This is a genomic window from uncultured Roseobacter sp. (genome assembly GCF_947492555.1).
GTDB lineage: Bacteria > Pseudomonadota > Alphaproteobacteria > Rhodobacterales > Rhodobacteraceae > Roseobacter.
In genome coordinates, this window is record NZ_CANLNE010000003.1 from 267,378 (window position 1) to 283,032 (window position 15,655).

The 15,655-nt window shown below is 61.3% G+C and carries 18 protein-coding genes; 11 read left to right on the plus strand and 7 right to left on the minus strand.

What is annotated here, in order from left to right; genetic code table 11:
• Positions 1-3 precede the first annotated feature (3 nt).
• Genes bluB through ccmI form a run of 4 tightly spaced genes read right to left on the minus strand, consistent with a single transcriptional unit; the run spans position 4 to position 2,593 of the window.
• Entirely contained in the window at positions 4-627 is a 624-nt protein-coding gene (bluB, locus tag Q1A07_RS14410) for a 5,6-dimethylbenzimidazole synthase (protein ID WP_299782505.1), read from the minus strand.
• 14 nt (positions 628-641) lie between these two features.
• Positions 642-872 (minus strand): DUF1289 domain-containing protein, encoded by a 231-nt coding sequence (locus tag Q1A07_RS14415; protein ID WP_299782507.1) that lies wholly within the window; start codon positions 870-872, stop codon positions 642-644.
• 3 nt (positions 873-875) lie between these two features.
• Entirely contained in the window at positions 876-1,364 is a 489-nt protein-coding gene (gene ruvX / locus Q1A07_RS14420) for a Holliday junction resolvase RuvX (protein ID WP_299782509.1), read from the minus strand.
• On the minus strand, positions 1,361-2,593 hold the full coding sequence (ccmI, locus tag Q1A07_RS14425; RefSeq protein ID WP_299782511.1) for a c-type cytochrome biogenesis protein CcmI: 1,233 nt from the start codon (positions 2,591-2,593) through the stop codon (positions 1,361-1,363). Before ccmI ends, ruvX begins: the two co-directional genes overlap by 4 nt.
• Before the next feature lie 222 nt (positions 2,594-2,815).
• Here ccmI and Q1A07_RS14430 point away from each other — a divergent pair, with 222 nt between their 5' ends.
• On the plus strand, positions 2,816-4,060 hold the full coding sequence (locus Q1A07_RS14430) for a sarcosine oxidase subunit beta family protein (protein ID WP_299782513.1): 1,245 nt from the start codon (positions 2,816-2,818) through the stop codon (positions 4,058-4,060).
• Between the two features lie 2 nt (positions 4,061-4,062).
• Here Q1A07_RS14430 and Q1A07_RS14435 read toward each other — a convergent pair whose 3' ends face one another.
• On the minus strand, positions 4,063-4,185 hold the full coding sequence (locus Q1A07_RS14435; RefSeq protein ID WP_299782515.1) for a hypothetical protein: 123 nt from the start codon (positions 4,183-4,185) through the stop codon (positions 4,063-4,065).
• 6 nt (positions 4,186-4,191) lie between these two features.
• Positions 4,192-4,380 (minus strand): hypothetical protein, encoded by a 189-nt coding sequence (locus Q1A07_RS14440; protein WP_299782517.1) that lies wholly within the window; start codon positions 4,378-4,380, stop codon positions 4,192-4,194.
• Positions 4,381-4,523: 143 nt separating this feature from the next.
• Here Q1A07_RS14440 and Q1A07_RS14445 point away from each other — a divergent pair, with 143 nt between their 5' ends.
• The 8 genes from Q1A07_RS14445 to rarD all read left to right on the plus strand — a co-directional run bounded on the left by Q1A07_RS14445 (position 4,524) and on the right by rarD (position 11,506).
• Entirely contained in the window at positions 4,524-4,700 is a 177-nt protein-coding gene (locus tag Q1A07_RS14445; RefSeq protein WP_299782519.1) for a hypothetical protein, read from the plus strand.
• A 207-nt stretch (positions 4,701-4,907) separates the two neighbouring features.
• Positions 4,908-5,111 carry a hypothetical protein gene (locus Q1A07_RS14450; protein ID WP_195818759.1) on the plus strand — a complete coding sequence of 68 codons (204 nt, stop codon included), beginning with the start codon at positions 4,908-4,910 and terminating at the stop codon, positions 5,109-5,111.
• Between the two features lie 90 nt (positions 5,112-5,201).
• Complete coding sequence (locus Q1A07_RS14455; protein WP_299782522.1) at positions 5,202-5,531, plus strand: sarcosine oxidase subunit delta; 330 nt, start codon at positions 5,202-5,204, stop codon at positions 5,529-5,531.
• A gap of 61 nt (positions 5,532-5,592) precedes the next feature.
• A complete protein-coding gene (locus tag Q1A07_RS14460) occupies positions 5,593-8,607 on the plus strand; it encodes a sarcosine oxidase subunit alpha family protein (RefSeq protein WP_299782524.1) in 3,015 nt (1,004 codons plus the stop codon).
• Positions 8,600-9,175, plus strand: coding sequence for a sarcosine oxidase subunit gamma (locus Q1A07_RS14465; protein ID WP_299782526.1), 576 nt, complete (start codon positions 8,600-8,602; stop codon positions 9,173-9,175). The genes Q1A07_RS14460 and Q1A07_RS14465 overlap by 8 nt, the downstream gene beginning before the upstream one ends.
• Positions 9,176-9,320: 145 nt before the next feature.
• A complete protein-coding gene (locus Q1A07_RS14470) occupies positions 9,321-9,731 on the plus strand; it encodes a hypothetical protein (protein ID WP_299782528.1) in 411 nt (136 codons plus the stop codon).
• Between the two features lie 143 nt (positions 9,732-9,874).
• Positions 9,875-10,474 carry a superoxide dismutase gene (locus Q1A07_RS14475; RefSeq protein ID WP_299782530.1) on the plus strand — a complete coding sequence of 200 codons (600 nt, stop codon included), beginning with the start codon at positions 9,875-9,877 and terminating at the stop codon, positions 10,472-10,474.
• 114 nt (positions 10,475-10,588) lie between these two features.
• Entirely contained in the window at positions 10,589-11,506 is a 918-nt protein-coding gene (gene rarD, locus Q1A07_RS14480) for an EamA family transporter RarD (protein ID WP_299782532.1), read from the plus strand.
• Here rarD and Q1A07_RS14485 read toward each other — a convergent pair.
• Positions 11,446-11,997, minus strand: coding sequence for a TIGR00730 family Rossman fold protein (locus Q1A07_RS14485; protein WP_299782534.1), 552 nt, complete (start codon positions 11,995-11,997; stop codon positions 11,446-11,448). The genes rarD and Q1A07_RS14485 overlap by 61 nt on opposite strands.
• Before the next feature lie 136 nt (positions 11,998-12,133).
• Between Q1A07_RS14485 and Q1A07_RS14490 the strand changes: the two genes are divergently transcribed.
• Positions 12,134-13,639: an Ig-like domain-containing protein gene (locus Q1A07_RS14490; RefSeq protein ID WP_299782536.1), complete on the plus strand. Its 1,506-nt coding sequence runs from the start codon at positions 12,134-12,136 to the stop codon at positions 13,637-13,639.
• A gap of 106 nt (positions 13,640-13,745) precedes the next feature.
• A complete protein-coding gene (locus Q1A07_RS14495) occupies positions 13,746-15,587 on the plus strand; it encodes an ABC transporter ATP-binding protein/permease (RefSeq protein WP_299782538.1) in 1,842 nt (613 codons plus the stop codon).
• Positions 15,588-15,655 lie beyond the last annotated feature (68 nt).

Genomic DNA, 15,655 nt, shown 5'->3' on the forward strand with positions numbered 1-15,655 from the left:
GCGCTACCTGATGATCCAGGGCTGTGTCGTGTCCGCCTGCCATCCCGCCTCGTGCAGCAGCGGCGTGTCGGAAATACGCTCGGCGTGGCCAAGGCAGAGATAGCCGGTCAGGGACCAGCTGGGTGGTGCGTCAAGGATCGCGGCAACGGCGACCGGGTCAAGGATGGAGACCCACCCCAGGCCGATGTTTTCCGCCCGCGCGGCCAGCCAGAGCGTGTGGATCGCCATGACCGTCGAATAAGAGAGCACCTCGGGCATGGTCTGCCGCCCCAGCCCGCGCCCTTCCTCGACAGTCAGATCGGTGAAGACGGCGAGGTGCACCGGGGCCTCGCGCAATCCGGCAAGCTTCAGGGCGAGATAGTCGCGCCGTGCTTCGGGCGCATAGGCCTCGGCGGCCGCGTTATTGCAGGCTTCGAAACTCTCGATGATCCGCGCACGCCTGTCTGGGCTGTCCACCTGCATCACGCGCCAGGGACGGGAATTACCGACTGATGGGGCGTGGTCCATACTGCGCTGCAGCCGGGCCAGCACATCTGCCGCTACCGGGTCTTGCAGAAAGTGCCGGACATCGCGCCGCCAAGTCAGGATGTCATCGAGGGCGGATCGGTGTGCGTCTGACAATTCCATGGCTGATTGGCCTGCTAACGCGCCAGTCGCGCGGCGCGCCCGCCTTTGCGTTTTTTCAACTGGCCGCCGCGTAGGGGCAATTCTGCCATCACGGCACGGCGTGCCTCCGGCGTCATGCCTGACCATGCGCTGATCTCGTCGATGGAGCGCAGGCAGCCGGTACAGAGCCGTGCCTCAGGATGGATCACACAGACCTTGATGCAGGGGCTCTCCGCCTCATCGCGGCGCCAGATGTCGTCTGTCATGTGCTACCCTTCATTGGCGACGCGAATGGCCCGCAACCGGTCCAGCGCTCCCTGCAAGATAAACCCCGCGGCCACGTGATCAATAACCTCGGCGCGACGTTTTCGCGATGTATCCGCCTCCAGCAGAGCACGTTCTGCGGCAACGGTGGAGAGGCGCTCGTCCCAGAAGGTGATGGGCAGGTCAAATCCATAGGTGCGATCAAGGTTCCGCGCAAAGGCTCGCGTGGACTGGCAACGCGGCCCTTCGGAGCCATCCATGTTGCGCGGCAGCCCCAGCACCAGCCCGCCGATCCGGCGCGCGGCGAGGATTTCCGTCAGTCGCGCAACGTCCTGCGTGAACTTGCGTCGCTTGATGGTTTCCAGCGGTGTGGCGATGGACAAGAAGGTGTCGGAGACCGCCACACCAATGGTGACCGTGCCCAGATCAAGGCCGGCAATGCTGTGCATCGGGGGCAGGGCGGCGGCGAAATCGCCGATCTCTTCGTGTATCATTCGACAACACGCGCCCGCTGGCCCGCGCGCAGCAGCAGGTCCAGCGCACGGGTGTCTTCGGCAAAGACCTCGACAGCATTATCATAAACCGCGCGCGCCTGTCCGGTCTGACCCAGCACGCCAAGCGCGCTGATCAACTGCGCCCAGTCCTGCACCGGGCCACCTTCGGTCGCGAGCCGTTCGGAGAGGCCAGAGACCATGCCCTGGATCATCTCCAGCCGCTCTGCCGGGGAAAGATCGCCTGCGGCCTCGATATCGGCGGCGGAGGGGCCGCGCCCTGTGCCGATTTCAGGCAACTGGTAGTTGACGCCTGCCCGGAATGACATATCTTCGATCTGTGCAAGGATGGGCGGTATCCACGGCGCGTCCTCCGGCCCTTCGCGCAGCAGTGCATCCCACATGCGAAAGGCGGTGTCCGGTCGTCCGGTCTGGGCCATCATCAGGCCAAGGTAGTAGCGCGCCGTTCCGTTGGCCTGATCCACGCTGAGCGCCGTGCGCAGCGCCGCTTCCGCCTCGGGGGACACGTAACCACCCGCAGCGAGCACCAGCATGTCGGCATAATCGACGTAATCGGCGACCTCTGCGTTGACCCCTTTCAGGCGCAGCACCTCGCCCTGCGCCCGTGCGGCAGCGCGGAAGTTGCCCAGGTTTGCCTCGTTTTGCGCCAGCAGGATATGGCCTTGCAGGTCGTCGGGCCGTTGGGCCACGGTATCGCGCAGTTGTTCGACCAGTGCGACGTAATCCGGGCTCGCCTCCGCCGGGGTGCCGCGGTTGGGCAGGCTGGCTTCGGCTTCGGCCTGACTGGGGCGTTCCGCCAGCGCTTCCTCGGCAAAGGCGATGCGGTCTGCCAGCTTCAAATCGCCGTATCCTGGTGCTCCAAGTTGCAGATAAAGCCCGGCACTGCCGGCGACCAGAACAAGAGCGATGACGCCGGCAACGATCCCGGGTGCGCCTTTGCTGGCGTCTGTAGCGACGTGGTCCCTTTGCAGTGCTGCATCGGCTGCAAGGATGCGGCGTGACACCTCGGCGCGCACGCGGTCGGCGTCTTCTTTGCTGACCACACCGCGCGCAAGGTCCTTTTCAACCTCCCGCAACTGGTCGCGATAGACCTGCAAATCATAGGCTGCGGCCGGTACCGCCGCCCCTGTGCGCGGTGCACGCAGACCCAGTGCCAGCAAAATCGTGATGCCCACGGCGAGCCCACTCGCCAATATCCAGAATAATGCCATTCAGTCATGCTCCTTGCGTCCCTGACTTAGCGATCAATGCGCACGGGCAAAAGGGACAAATCATCACGCCTGCGCGTGCACCCGTCCCAATTGAGACATGTGTCGCAAACCTGTTAGAAAGCGACGCGCGCAGTCTTTGCCTTTTTTGATAAGTACCGCAGAACTGTGCCAGTCTGGACGGCGGAGCGAATCCGGTGTCTTTCGTCTTGGGGTGATCTTGCCATGAAACGTTATTCCGTCTTTGCCGTGGCGCGTGAAGCTGCGCGGTATCACACCGGATGGGAGCGCGCGTGGCGTGCGGCGGAACCCAAGAAGAAATACGATGTGATCATCATTGGCGCGGGGGGGCACGGGCTGGCCACGGCGTACTATCTGGGCAAGCGGTTCGGCATCAAAAACGTGGCGATTCTGGAAAAGGGCTGGCTGGGCGGCGGTAACACCGGGCGTAACACGACGATCATTCGCAGCAATTATCTGCAGGACCCGTCAGCGGCGCTTTATGAAAAATCGCGCAGTCTTTACGAGACGATGAGCCAGGATCTGAACTATAACGTGATGTTTTCCCCGCGTGGCGTGATCATGCTGGCGCAGACCCATCACGAGGTCCGCGGCTATCAACGCACGGCCCATGCCAACGCGCTGCAGGGGGTGAAGACCGAGTTCATCGGGCCGCGCCGCGTCAAGGAACTGGTGCCGATCATCAACATCGACGGGCCGCGCTATCCGGTGCTTGGCGGCTTGTGGCAGGCGCGCGGCGGCACCGCGCGGCACGATGCGGTTGCCTGGGGCTATGCGCGCGCCTGTTCCGACATGGGCATGGACGTGATCCAGCAATGCGAAGTCACAGCCGTGCGCCGCGAGGGTGGCCGCGTCGTGGGCGTGGATACGACGAAGGGCGCGATTGACTGTGACAAGCTCGGCATCGTGGTGGCGGGCAATTCGGGCCATGTGGCGGGACTTGCAGGTTTCCGTCTGCCGATTGAATCGGTGGCCCTGCAGGCACTGGTTTCGGAGCCGATCAAGCCCTGCATGGATGTAGTGGTCATGGCCAACACCGTGCACGGCTACATGAGCCAGTCCGACAAGGGCGAGATGGTCATCGGCGGTGGCACCGATGGCTACAACAACTACACTCAGCGCGGATCGTTCCACCACATCGAGGAAACCGTGCGCGCGCTGGTCGAGACATTCCCGATGGTCAGCCGCCTCAAGATGCTGCGCCAATGGGGCGGCATCGTGGACATCACAGGGGACCGCTCGCCCATCCTGTCAAAAACACCGGTGGAGAATGTCTTCATCAACTGCGGCTGGGGCACGGGCGGATTCAAGGCGACGCCGGGCTCGGGCTGGGCAATGGCGGAACTGATGGCCAAGGGGCACGGCCCCCTGACGGATGCCTTCGGGCTGGAGCGTTTTCGCGAAGGCCGGTTCATTGACGAAAGTGTCGCTGCCGGGGTCGCGCACTGATGTCAGACGCCGCCATCCCCCGGTCCGCCGATCCCATCCGGCTTGCGTGCGATACCGCGCCAGACTACGGGAAGGACCTGCAAAAGCAGGCCGTCAAAGGCGATAAGATGGACCAAGGCGGGCATTGGGTGTCAGTCAGTGTGCGTTTTCTCGCCCTCACCCGCGGCAGACCCAAAGGCAATCAGGTTGCTGACATTCACCTCACGTCCGCCGCGCGCTGCCTTTCGCGCCGCAATGCCGCGCCTTTCGCGCACCAGCATGACCAACGCCAGTACACCTATGACGCCAAATACCAGAACCGCCGTCATCTCGTGGCTCATGATCGGATCCTCCTCACCCGGACTGCACACAGTGTAGCGCAGCGCACCAGATTTGGCGACAGTCGTAAGGTGCATGTTTCACGGAACTTTTCCCGTGGGCAGGGTGTTCTCTTTTCAATCGCAACGCGAAAAGGAGAAACAACATGTCCGATCAATCAAGCTCCAGTGGCAGCAACACCGGTATCGCCTTTATCGTTGGCGCACTCGTGGTTGTCGTCGCCATTCTTGCGTACTTCATGCTGGCCGGTGGCGAGGCTGTCTCGGTCGAAGGCCCGGACACAGCCCTGGAAAGCGCAGCAGAAGCCGTCTCGGGCAATTAAACCCGAAAAACCAACGTGCAAAAAAGCCGTTCGGGCGTCCCGTCGCCCGGGCGGTTTTTATCGTTTTACCGCTAAATCGGCATTTTTCGGCTTCCCGATGCGCGCTTATCTGGCTTGTGCTCGCCGAAATCAGACCACAGTGCCTGCCGTGGTTGCGACACTGCCGTCAGCCTTCACACTGGCCTCCCGTAACAAGGAGACAAAACAATGGCTGACTATACGACCCACAATGATGGCGTCAGTGGCAAAGGCATTTTCATCGCGCTCGTGGTTATCGGCGCTTTCGTCTTCCTGCTGGCCGTTCTTGGCACAAGCACCGTGCCCACAGATCCCGATGGCGCCGCAGATCCTGCCGCCATCGAAACCGCACCGGCGGCACCCGCCGACACAGCACCCGCTGTCGTCGAATAACACCTTCTCATTTTTGCGGACCGCCAAAGGCGGGTGTCTCCGGACGCCCGCCTTTTTCGCGTGCCGCCCCCCGATGGCCGGAGCCTACGCATGCTGATCCTGTCCTGTCCCGTTTGCGGCGTTACCGCCGAGGAAACCGAATTCCAGGGAGGCGGTGAAGCGCATCTGAAACGCTTTGGCCCCGGCGCATCCGAGGATGACTTCGAAGGCTATCTGTTCATGCGGGAAAACCCGCGCGGCGTGCATTTCGAACGCTGGCGGCACGCCTATGGCTGCGGCAAATGGTTTCACGCCGCACGCTGCACCACCACGCTGGAAGTTTTCGGGACCTATTCCGCCCAGACCACGGAGCCGCCCAAGGATCTGCGGGACAAGATCTCTGAAAAACGCCCCAATTGGGCGTGGAGAGAGTTCGAATGACCTTTCATTGTTCTAAAAATATGCAAATCCCCCCTTCGCCATCTATGCCGGAATCCCAGTCATGAGCACGCGCCTTGCAACAGGCGGCCGTCTGCTGAACAAGCAAAAGGCCCTGAAATTCACCTTCAACGGCAAGCAGTTGCGCGGCTTTGAAGGCGACACGCTGGCTTCCGCACTGCTGGCGAATGATCAGATGCTGGTCGGGCGGTCGTTCAAATATCACCGTCCGCGCGGCCTTGTAGCCTCCGGCGCTGAAGAGCCCAACGGGCTGGTGAATATGGGCGCTGAGGGCACCTTCGAGCCCAACCAGCGGGTCACCACGACCGAACTTTTCGAGGGGTTGACCGCGCAGAGCCAGAACCACTGGCCCAGCCTGGAATTTGACGTCGGCGCGATCAACACGCATCTGAGCCGGTTTCTGCCCGCAGGGTTCTATTACAAGATGTTCATGCATCCCCGCCCCTTGTGGAAACATGTCTACGAGCCGTTCATCCGGCAATCCGCCGGCTTGGGTCGTGCCCCCAAGGCGCGGGATGCGGATACCTACGAACATTTTCACTTTTTCTGCGATGTAATGGTCATTGGCGGCGGTGTGGCGGGGTTGCAGGCCGCTAAGACGGCCGCCGCGACAGGCGCCAAGGTGCTGCTGATCGAGCAGTCGGCCCATTGGGGCGGGCGCGGCCCCGTCGATGGCGGCACGGTGGATGGCGTCCCTGTGGAAAACTACGTGGATCAAATCGTCTCCGAGCTGGATTCGATGCCCAATGTCATCCTGCGCAAGCGATTGATGGGGGCCGGTGTTTACGATCACGGCTACGTCCTGGGCTACGAACAACTGCGTGATCACGCGCCGGAAAATCCCGGCCCCCGTCACCGCCTGTGGCGCATCCGGGCGGGGCATATCGTGACCGCCACCGGCGCAATCGAGCGCCCTTTGCCCTTCGCAGGAAACGACATTCCCGGCGTCATGCTGGCCTCTGCCATGCGCGATTATCTGGTCAATTACGGTGTCTCAACCGGGGATCGCACGGTGATCGTGACCAACAATGATGACGCTTACCTTACGGCATTTGACCTTAAAAACGCAGGGCTGAGCGTGCCGGTCATCCTCGATGCGCGGGTGCTAGCGCAGGACAGCCCCGCCATGGAACAGGCAAAGGCTCTGGGCATCCGGGTGATGATGGGGCACGCCATCGCAAAGGTGAAAGGCACCAAGCGTGTCACTGGTGTTTGCGTTTGTAGTCAGGCGGGTGAAGGGGCCGTGCTCGAAGAGATCGCCTGCGACGCGGTGGCCATGTCGGGCGGCTGGTCTCCCGTGGTGCATCTGTGGTCGCACTGTGGTGGCAAACTGATCTGGGATGAGACGCAGGCGCATTTCCGGCCTGATGTGGACAAAGCGCCGATGGGCGCGCAGGGCGAGGCATTTGTGACCGCCGCCGGGGCCGCGAACGGCGCTCTGCGATTGGCCGATGCACTGGGCGATGGCGATCAGGCGGGCAAGCTGGCCGCTGCTGCCACCGGGTTCAAGGTCCGGCAGACCAATTGCCCCGTCGGCGAAAGCCCGGAAGAGGCACCGATGATGCCCGTCTGGCTGATGCCGCAGGGCGCAGGTGTGAAACTGCGCAGCAAGGCCTGGCTGGATTATCAGAACGATGTGAAGGTCTCGGACGTGCAGCTGGCCGCGCAAGAGGGCTTTGAAAGCGTCGAGCACGCCAAGCGCTATACCACGCTCGGCATGGCGACGGATCAGGGGAAACTCAGCAACATCAACGGTCTGGCCACGCTGGCCGGTGCACTCAACAGCACCATCCCGCAGGTGGGCACCACCACCTTCCGCCCGCCCTATACGCCGATTTCCATGGGCTCGATTGCAGGCGAAGCGCGCGGCGAGGTCTTCCAGCCCATTCGCCGCACGCCGATGCACAATTGGCACGACACGCATGGCGCGGAGTGGGAGCCGGTTGGCCATTGGCGCCGTCCCTATGCCTATGTCCGCGACGGCGAGAACACCCATGATGCTGTGATGCGCGAGACGCGCAACGCACGGGAGAATCTCGGACTGCTGGACGCCTCGACGCTGGGCAAGCTAATCGTGAAGGGGCCGGATGCGGGCAGGTTCCTCGACATGCTTTACACAAACATGATGAGCACGCTGAAACCCGGCAAATGCCGCTACGGGCTGATGTGTTCGGAAAACGGGTTCCTGATCGACGACGGCGTGGTGGCGCGGATCGATGACGACACCTTCCTCTGCCACACGACGACCGGCGGGGCTGAGCGCATTCACCAGCATATGGAAGAATGGCTGCAGACCGAGTGGTGGGACTGGCAGGTCTATGTGGCCAATGTGACCGAGCAATATGCGCAGGTTGCCGTGGTTGGGCCGAATGCGCGCAAGGCGTTGGAAAAGCTGGGCGGCATGGATATCTCGAAAGAGGCCTTGGGCTTTATGGAGTGGGCCGATGGTGAACTCGGCGGCTTCAGGGTCCGGGTCTATCGCATCTCATTCTCTGGTGAAATGAGCTACGAGATTGCCGTGGATGCGGGGCAGGGGCAGGCGTTCTGGGATGCGCTGATGGTGGTCGGCCATGATCTGGGCGTGATGCCATATGGGACCGAAGCGCTGCACATCCTGCGGGCCGAGAAGGGCTTCATCATGATTGGCGACGAGACCGACGGCACGGTGATCCCGCAGGACCTGGGGCTGCACTGGGCAATCTCGAAGAAGAAAGAGGATTTCTTGGGCAAACGCGCACAGGAACGGAGCCACATGACCGACCCCAATCGCTGGAAACTGGTGGGGCTGGAAACGCTGTCAGGCGCGGTGCTGCCAGATGGGGCCTATGCGGTGGGTGAGGGCGAAAACGCCAATGGACAAAAGACCATGATCGGACGCGTGACCTCAAGCTATCATTCGCCGAACCTGGGCAAGGGTATCGCCATGGGGTTGGTGCTGCACGGCCCCGACCGGATGGGCGAGGTTCTCGAATTCCCGGGCACGGAGGGGGCGACCTACAAGGCGCGCATCGTAGACCCGGTTTTCTATGACAAGGACGGGGAGAAAGCCAATGTCTGAGCCGGTTACTGCTCTGGGCGGCGCGTCTTCGACCGACGGGATTGCGATGGTCTCGGAATGTGCTCTTCAGGGCATGATTACCCTGCGGGGTGATCTCTCTGCCAGCGCGTTCAAGAAAGCGGCTACATCGGCGTCTGGCGTTGCGATGCCGGAACAGGGCATGGCCACGGTCGAGGAAGATCGCGGACTGTGCTGGATGAGCCCTGACGAACTCCTGCTGCTCTGCCCCTATGACGCGGTGGGCGGGACCCTGGCCAACGTGCATAAGACGCTGGCGAAATCGCATGCGCTCGCCGTCAACGTTTCCGATGCCCGCGCGATGTTTCGCGTCAGCGGGGCGGGCGCCCGCGAGGTGATGACCAAGCTCTGCCCTGTGGATCTGGCGCCCGATCAGTTCACGCCCGGCATGTTTCGCCGCACGCGGATGGCACAGGTTCCGGCCGCCTTCTGGATGCCGGAAGAGGACGTGTTTCAGATCGTCTGTTTCCGGTCCCAGGCACAATATGTCTTTGATCTGCTGACTGTTGCGGCGCAGCCCGGGTCATCGGTGGGCGTTTACCAGGAGTAACGGTTGACGCCGCTTGGCGTCAGTGCCAGCATCGTGCGAAACCAATCTGGTGCGCGGATGGTGACGGTCGAGATGGATGCGACATCCCAAGGGGTTGCACGTCTTTCCGAGCGCGTAATGTGCGCCCACAACTTCTGGATACTCTATGCTGTCGCGCTTATCATTTTTGCTCTTTTTATTGCTTCCTCTACCGGCCCTCGCGGCGCAGGGCGTGCTCTATGACTGCGATATGACCAATCTCAAACGCGGTAAGGGGTGGATTTCCGAAAAAATCGCGATTGTGGTGCGCGACAATGGTACTGCGACGGTCAGTGATGCCTTTGTTCTTGAAGTGTACTCGGCGCCCGTTGCGGCAAACAGTGTGCGTCAAACGGCCAACAGGCTGACGGTCAAATGGACCATCAAGGACTATACGAACGGCGAAAATCAGAGAACTCCCTATTTCGACTTTGAAGCCACGATTCGCAAGAATGGAAAGATTTCGGTCTATGCGCGACCGGATCTTTATCACAATCAGTTTTCGGGCACGGGGACCTGTACCAAGCGCACCAGCTGATCGCGTGACCCCGGCCCGGTCGGCGGGGTTTTCCCATGGAAATCCGTATTCGGAGCACTTTTTGCACCCGTTAACACTTGAACTCCGGAGCGGCTGCGCTTCATGTGCAGTACACCCAACTGAAATGACAAAGGGGGCCCGCAATGGCTTTTTCACTTCCTGATCTTCCTTATGCCCACGACGCTCTGGCTGGCAAAGGCATGTCCGCGGAGACACTGGAGTACCACCACGATCTGCACCACAACGCCTATGTGACCAATGGCAACAAGGCGATCGAGGGCACCGAGTGGGAAGGCAAATCGCTCGAAGAGATCATCAAGGGTACCTATGACGCCTCTGCCGTGGCGCAGAACGGTATTTTCAACAACATCAGCCAGCTGTGGAACCACAACCAGTTCTGGGAGATGATGGGGCCGGGCGACAGCGCGATGCCGGGTGAGCTGGAAAAGGCGATCACCGACAGCTTTGGCTCGGTCGACAAGTTTAAGGATGACTTCAAGGCCGCGGGCGCGGGTCAGTTCGGCTCCGGCTGGGCGTGGCTGGTGAAAGACACCGACGGCAGCCTGAAGGTCACCAAGACCGAGAACGGCGTGAACCCGGTCTGCTTCGGTCAGACGGCCCTGCTGGGGTGTGACGTGTGGGAGCATTCCTACTACATCGATTTCCGCAACAAACGCCCGGACTACCTGTCGAACTTCCTCGACAACCTCGTGAACTGGGAAAATGTAGCCAGCCGGCTCTGATCCCAGGCCACCGTTTTCCTGCACATTCGAAAGGTCCTGCCCAGGGGTGGGGCCTTTTTACTTGTTGGCCGTGCCAATTCGGATCACAACCACGCTCAGAGGAGCAGGGTTGCGATGAACGAGCGAACCAAAGGCGTGCTGGCGATGATCGGGGCCTGCAGTATCTGGGGGCTCTCCCCCATGTATTACAAGCTGTTGTCGCACATTCCGGCGGTCGAGGTTCTGTCGCACCGGATGATCTGGTCACTGGTCCTCTTTGCGGTGCTGCTCGCTGTGCAGGGGCGGTTGCGCGAAATCACCCGCTCCATGAACACCCTGCGCACATTCACACTGGTGGCCATTGCCTCGCTGATGATTGCGGCGAATTGGTCGCTCTTCATCTGGTCGGTGCAGACCGGCAATACCACGCAGACCTCGCTAGGGTACTACATCTACCCGCTGGTGGCGGTCGTGATCGGGCGTCTTGTGTTTGGCGAGATGTTGAGCCGCACGCAATGGGTGGCGGTGGCCTTCGCGACACTTGCGGTGTCAATCCTGACCGTGGGTCTGGGCACCGTGCCTTGGATTGCCCTGACGCTGGCGATCACCTTTGGGTTCTACGGGCTGATCAAAAAGCAGCAGAATGCGGGCCCCGTGGTGTCTGTGACCGGGGAAATCCTGCTGTTGATGCCGGTCGCGCTGCTCGTGTTGTTGCAAACGCATCACGATGGTGGTGCGGTTTTTGGTGGTGATCGGCAGACGATGGCGCTGCTGATTTTTGCCGGACCGATCACTGCGCTGCCGCTGATCCTGTTTTCCTACGCGGCCCGCCGATTGGCGATGACATCCGTCGGCCTGCTGCAGTACATCAACCCGACACTGCAATTCGCCTGCGCGGTTTTCGTGTTCTCAGAGCCGTTCGGCCCATGGCACGTCGCGGCATTTGCGTTGATCTGGAGCGCGCTGGCGCTCTATTCCGCCACCGCCTATCGTCAGGACAAGGCGCGGCGCAAAGCGTCCCGCGCGGCGGCAGCATCTGGCACGATTTCATAGTAGCCGTGCAGCGTGTCATCGGCGAATCCCTGATCAGTGACATGCTTTAAAAGTGCCAGCAGAGGGTCCCAGTAACCATTTGTATTTACGAGAAATACCGGCTTTTCATGCAGGCCGAGTTGGCGCCAGGTCAGGACCTCGAAAAGCTCGTCCAGCGACCCCGCACCGCCGGGCAGAACCACGACCGTATCGCAGTTCATGAACATCACTTTCTTGCGCTCGTGCATGGTTTCGGTCACGACGTAAGAGGTCAGATCGGTCTTGCCGACCTCCCAGGCAACAAGGTGCTGCGGGATCACGCCAAAGGTCTCGCCGCCCGCCTGCTGCGCCGCCCGCGCAACCGCCCCCATTAACCCCACATCGCCAGCGCCATAGACCAGACGCCAGCCTTCGGCTGCAAGCGTGCTGCCCAGTGCCGTGGCGTCCGCCAGATAGGCGGGATCAGCGCCGGGGCGCGAGCCGCAGTAGACGCAAACAGATTTCAGGCGCATGAGAGTATCCCTTACCGTTGAAATTAATGGCAAATGTGATCGCCGGGGTTTTGACCGGTGATAGAGCAGTTGATATGTAGGCTCAACGTCTGTCCCACTGCTCGGGACGGCGAGCATTCGGGAAGAAGAGAATATTATGCGCGAAGAGGGGGCTGGCACCAAATCAGGTGGCACAGGATTGTTGGCGGCTGGCATCGTGATCGTCGCGGTGATTGCAGCGGGTGCCTACCTCAGCTTTGGCCCGGAACCCGCGCCAAGTGACGAAGAACTGGCCGCCATCGTAGCTCAGGATGCGTCGGTGCCTTCGCAGGATGCACCTGATGCGGCGACTGAAGGCGGTACGTCCGATGATGAAGCGGCGGACGGGGACAGTGCAGCCGAGCCACGCGTTGCCCCAAGCATAGATGAGGTCCGGTTGGAGGACGACGGTCTGACCGTTATCGCCGGACGCGCGGAACCCGGCGCGCAGGTGTCTGTGCTGGTGGATGGCGAGGAGGTGGCAACTGCAACGGCGGATGCGAATGGTGCCTTTGCGGCCGTGGGTGTTGTAGCCCCGAGCGATGACGCGCGCGTTCTAACGCTGCAGGCAAACGGGGCGGGCGCGCCTGTGATGTCGGCTGAAGACGTGATTTTGGCACCGCTTCCGGTGCAAACGGTGGAGACGGACACCGCACCTGCGCGTCCACCGGAGGCCGGCCTGTCCTCCTCTGGGGATGCGGCTCCGGCAGATACCGCGCTTGCAGAGAGACGCCCGGATACAGGTGGAACGGAGGAGGTCGCGGCGTCGGACGCAATGCCTGCACCGGAGGCCATCCAGCAGGATGAAACGGTTGCGGCTAAAGCGGCCCAAGACCCCCCTGAAGTCACAAACCCGTCGGAGGGCGCTGATCCTGTAGATGTTCCGGTGACCGAAGAGCTTGCGACGCTCGCGCCGGACACCACGCAAACGTCTACGGTCCCCGATGCTGACGTCGTTGTGACAACTGATGAGACTGACGCGCCATCCCGGCCGGATGTTGAGGCGCCGTCGGCGACCGCACCTACGCAGCCCGAGCCAACCCGGGAAAGTGAGGCAGAGGTCGCTGAGGTGGAGCCTGCTAGCCCATCGCAATCTGTCGCCGTGCTCAAATCGACCGAGGATGGGGTCGAGTTGCTGCAATCCCAACCGCAAGTGCTGTCGTCGATTGCAATTGACACCATTGGGTATTCTGAGACCGGCGACGTGCAGTTGTCTGGCCGGGCCGTTGCCGGAACATCTGAAGTGCGTGTCTATCTCGATAACCGTTTTGTCGGCGGCTTGCCCGTCGACGTGAGTGGCGGCTGGCGTGGTGAGATACCCGAGGTTGATGCGGGCATCTACCAATTACGGGTTGATGAGGTGAACGAAGCCGGTGACGTAACGAGCCGCCTGGAGACGCCATTCAAACGCGAGGCGCCTGCAATCCTGGCAGAAGCGTCCGCGGGGCAGGAGGGTCCTGTTCGTGCGGTGACGGTGCAGACCGGCGACACCCTTTGGGCAATCGCACGCGACAGATACGGTGAAGGGTTGCTTTACGTGCGTGTCTTCGAGGCCAATCGCGCCGACATTCGTGACCCCGATCTGATCTATCCGGGACAGGTGTTTGATCTGCCGGTCGAATAGCCCGCCGCATCAACGCGCCCAGATAGCGCGCGAATAATCCCCTCTTTGACTGGCAAAGGCCGGATGAGTGCCTTACGTAAGCCTTTGAACGCAAGCAGGACACTTCATGCCAGCCGATACGACTACAAGCCCGGACGCGGATGACGCGACGGGTGCACAAAAGACGGAAAATGAGGAACGGCAATCGGGTTTGCGAACGATCCGCAAGGTCGCGCCCTACCTGTGGCCGGAAGATCCTGCCTGGGTAAGGCACCGGGTTCTGGGTGCGATGGCGCTTTTGATCTTTTCCAAGCTGATTTCGGTGAGCACACCGTTTTTCTACAAAGGCGCCGTAGATGCGCTGGCTGAGGAAGGCGTGCCCATGCTGGCACTTGGCGCTGTCGGCTTGACGGTTGCCTACGGTGTGGCGCGGTTGATGACCGTCGGCTTCCAGCAGTTGCGGGATGCGGTCTTTGCGCGGGTTGGCCAGCGTGCCTTGCGGATGCTCGCGCTGGAGACCTTCAACCACATCCACAAGCTCTCTATGCGATATCACATCACCCGCAAGACCGGCGGGCTCAGCCGGATTATTGAACGTGGGGTGAAGGGCGTCGACTTCCTGCTACGGTTCCTGCTCTTTTCGATCGGTCCGCTGATGCTGGAACTGGTGCTGGTTGGGATCATTCTCGCGGTGGTGTTCGATTTCTGGTACCTGCTCGTGGTTGCCGCCACCATCGCACTCTATGTCTGGTTTACCTTTGCAGTGACCGAGTGGCGGGTGAAGCTGCGCCGGGAGATGAACGACCAGGACACCGATGCCAACCAGAAGGCCATCGACAGTCTGTTGAACTTTGAAACAGTCAAGTATTTCGGTGCCGAGGCGCGCGAGGCCCGACGCTACGACAGCGCCATGGAGAAGTACGAAGCGGCGGCAATCAAAACCAACTACAGTCTGGCGTTTTTGAACTTCGGCCAGTCTCTCCTGATCACGGGCGGGTTGATCGGGGTGATGATTATGGCCGCTATCGGGGTGCAGAACGGCTCTCTTACAGTGGGTGATTTTGTGATGGTGAATGCCTACATGGTCCAGATCACCATCCCCCTGAATTTCCTCGGCACGGTCTATCGCGAGATCCGTCAGGCGCTGGTGGATATGGGCGAGATGTTCGATTTGCTTGAGCAACCGGCAGAGGTGAAAGACGCCCCTGACGCAAAGCCGCTGCAGGTGACGGGCGGGCGTGTGGAGCTTGACGCCGTGCGGTTTGGATACGATGCCGAGCGGGCGATCCTGAAGGGGGTCAGCGTCATTGCGGAGCCTGGAGAAATGGTCGCCATTGTCGGGTCCACGGGTTCGGGGAAATCAACCATCGGCCGATTGCTGTTCCGGTTTTACGATGTGGGTGGTGGCGCCCTGCGCATAGACGGTCAGGATGTGCGCCAGGTGACGCAGGAAAGCCTGCATGCGGCCATTGGCGTGGTGCCACAGGATACAGTGCTGTTCAACGATACGATCCGCTACAATATCGGGTACGGGCGGGATGGTGCGACACAGCAAGAGATAGAAACGGCGGCCAAGGCGGCGCAGATTCACGATTTCATCGAAGGGCTGCCTGAAGGGTACCAGACGACCGTCGGAGAACGTGGATTGAAGCTCTCTGGTGGCGAGAAGCAGCGCGTGGGGATCGCGCGGACCCTGTTGAAAGACCCGCCGATCCTGTTGCTGGACGAGGCGACATCGGCGCTTGATTCCGAGACGGAACAGGACATCAAGGAAGCGCTGATGCAGGCAGGGCGGGGGCGTACAGTGCTGACCATCGCGCACCGGCTGTCGACCATTGCCGAAGCGGACAAAATCATCGTTCTGGAACAGGGCGAGGTCGTTGAACAGGGTCGACATGAGGACCTGCTGGAAAAGGGCGGTCGATACGCACAACTCTGGGCGCGTCAGCAATCTGACGAGGCCGCCTGACCCTTCCGCCGAAGGTGGCCTAAAGCCCACCCTACCTGTTTGCCACACCCGATGCTGCCTGCAGGTAG

Excerpts from the sequence above, each read along its gene's own strand:
- Q1A07_RS14495 (WP_299782538.1), top strand. The coding sequence starts at position 13,746 with ATGCCAGCCGATACGACTACAAGCCCGGACGCGGATGACGCGACGGGT.
- Q1A07_RS14435 (WP_299782515.1), bottom strand. The coding sequence starts at position 4,185 with ATGCCCGCCTTGGTCCATCTTATCGCCTTTGACGGCCTGCTTTTGCAG.
- Q1A07_RS14465 (WP_299782526.1), top strand. The coding sequence starts at position 8,600 with ATGTCTGAGCCGGTTACTGCTCTGGGCGGCGCGTCTTCGACCGACGGG.
- Q1A07_RS14430 (WP_299782513.1), top strand. The coding sequence starts at position 2,816 with ATGAAACGTTATTCCGTCTTTGCCGTGGCGCGTGAAGCTGCGCGGTAT.
- Q1A07_RS14485 (WP_299782534.1), bottom strand. The coding sequence starts at position 11,997 with ATGCGCCTGAAATCTGTTTGCGTCTACTGCGGCTCGCGCCCCGGCGCT.
- bluB (WP_299782505.1), bottom strand. The coding sequence starts at position 627 with ATGGAATTGTCAGACGCACACCGATCCGCCCTCGATGACATCCTGACT.
- Q1A07_RS14490 (WP_299782536.1), top strand. The coding sequence starts at position 12,134 with ATGCGCGAAGAGGGGGCTGGCACCAAATCAGGTGGCACAGGATTGTTG.
- Q1A07_RS14475 (WP_299782530.1), top strand. The coding sequence starts at position 9,875 with ATGGCTTTTTCACTTCCTGATCTTCCTTATGCCCACGACGCTCTGGCT.
- Q1A07_RS14470 (WP_299782528.1), top strand. The coding sequence starts at position 9,321 with ATGCTGTCGCGCTTATCATTTTTGCTCTTTTTATTGCTTCCTCTACCG.
- Q1A07_RS14450 (WP_195818759.1), top strand. The coding sequence starts at position 4,908 with ATGGCTGACTATACGACCCACAATGATGGCGTCAGTGGCAAAGGCATT.
- Q1A07_RS14455 (WP_299782522.1), top strand. The coding sequence starts at position 5,202 with ATGCTGATCCTGTCCTGTCCCGTTTGCGGCGTTACCGCCGAGGAAACC.
- Q1A07_RS14460 (WP_299782524.1), top strand. The coding sequence starts at position 5,593 with ATGAGCACGCGCCTTGCAACAGGCGGCCGTCTGCTGAACAAGCAAAAG.
- Q1A07_RS14445 (WP_299782519.1), top strand. The coding sequence starts at position 4,524 with ATGTCCGATCAATCAAGCTCCAGTGGCAGCAACACCGGTATCGCCTTT.
- Q1A07_RS14415 (WP_299782507.1), bottom strand. The coding sequence starts at position 872 with ATGACAGACGACATCTGGCGCCGCGATGAGGCGGAGAGCCCCTGCATC.
- Q1A07_RS14440 (WP_299782517.1), bottom strand. The coding sequence starts at position 4,380 with ATGAGCCACGAGATGACGGCGGTTCTGGTATTTGGCGTCATAGGTGTA.
- ruvX (WP_299782509.1), bottom strand. The coding sequence starts at position 1,364 with ATGATACACGAAGAGATCGGCGATTTCGCCGCCGCCCTGCCCCCGATG.
- ccmI (WP_299782511.1), bottom strand. The coding sequence starts at position 2,593 with ATGGCATTATTCTGGATATTGGCGAGTGGGCTCGCCGTGGGCATCACG.
- rarD (WP_299782532.1), top strand. The coding sequence starts at position 10,589 with ATGAACGAGCGAACCAAAGGCGTGCTGGCGATGATCGGGGCCTGCAGT.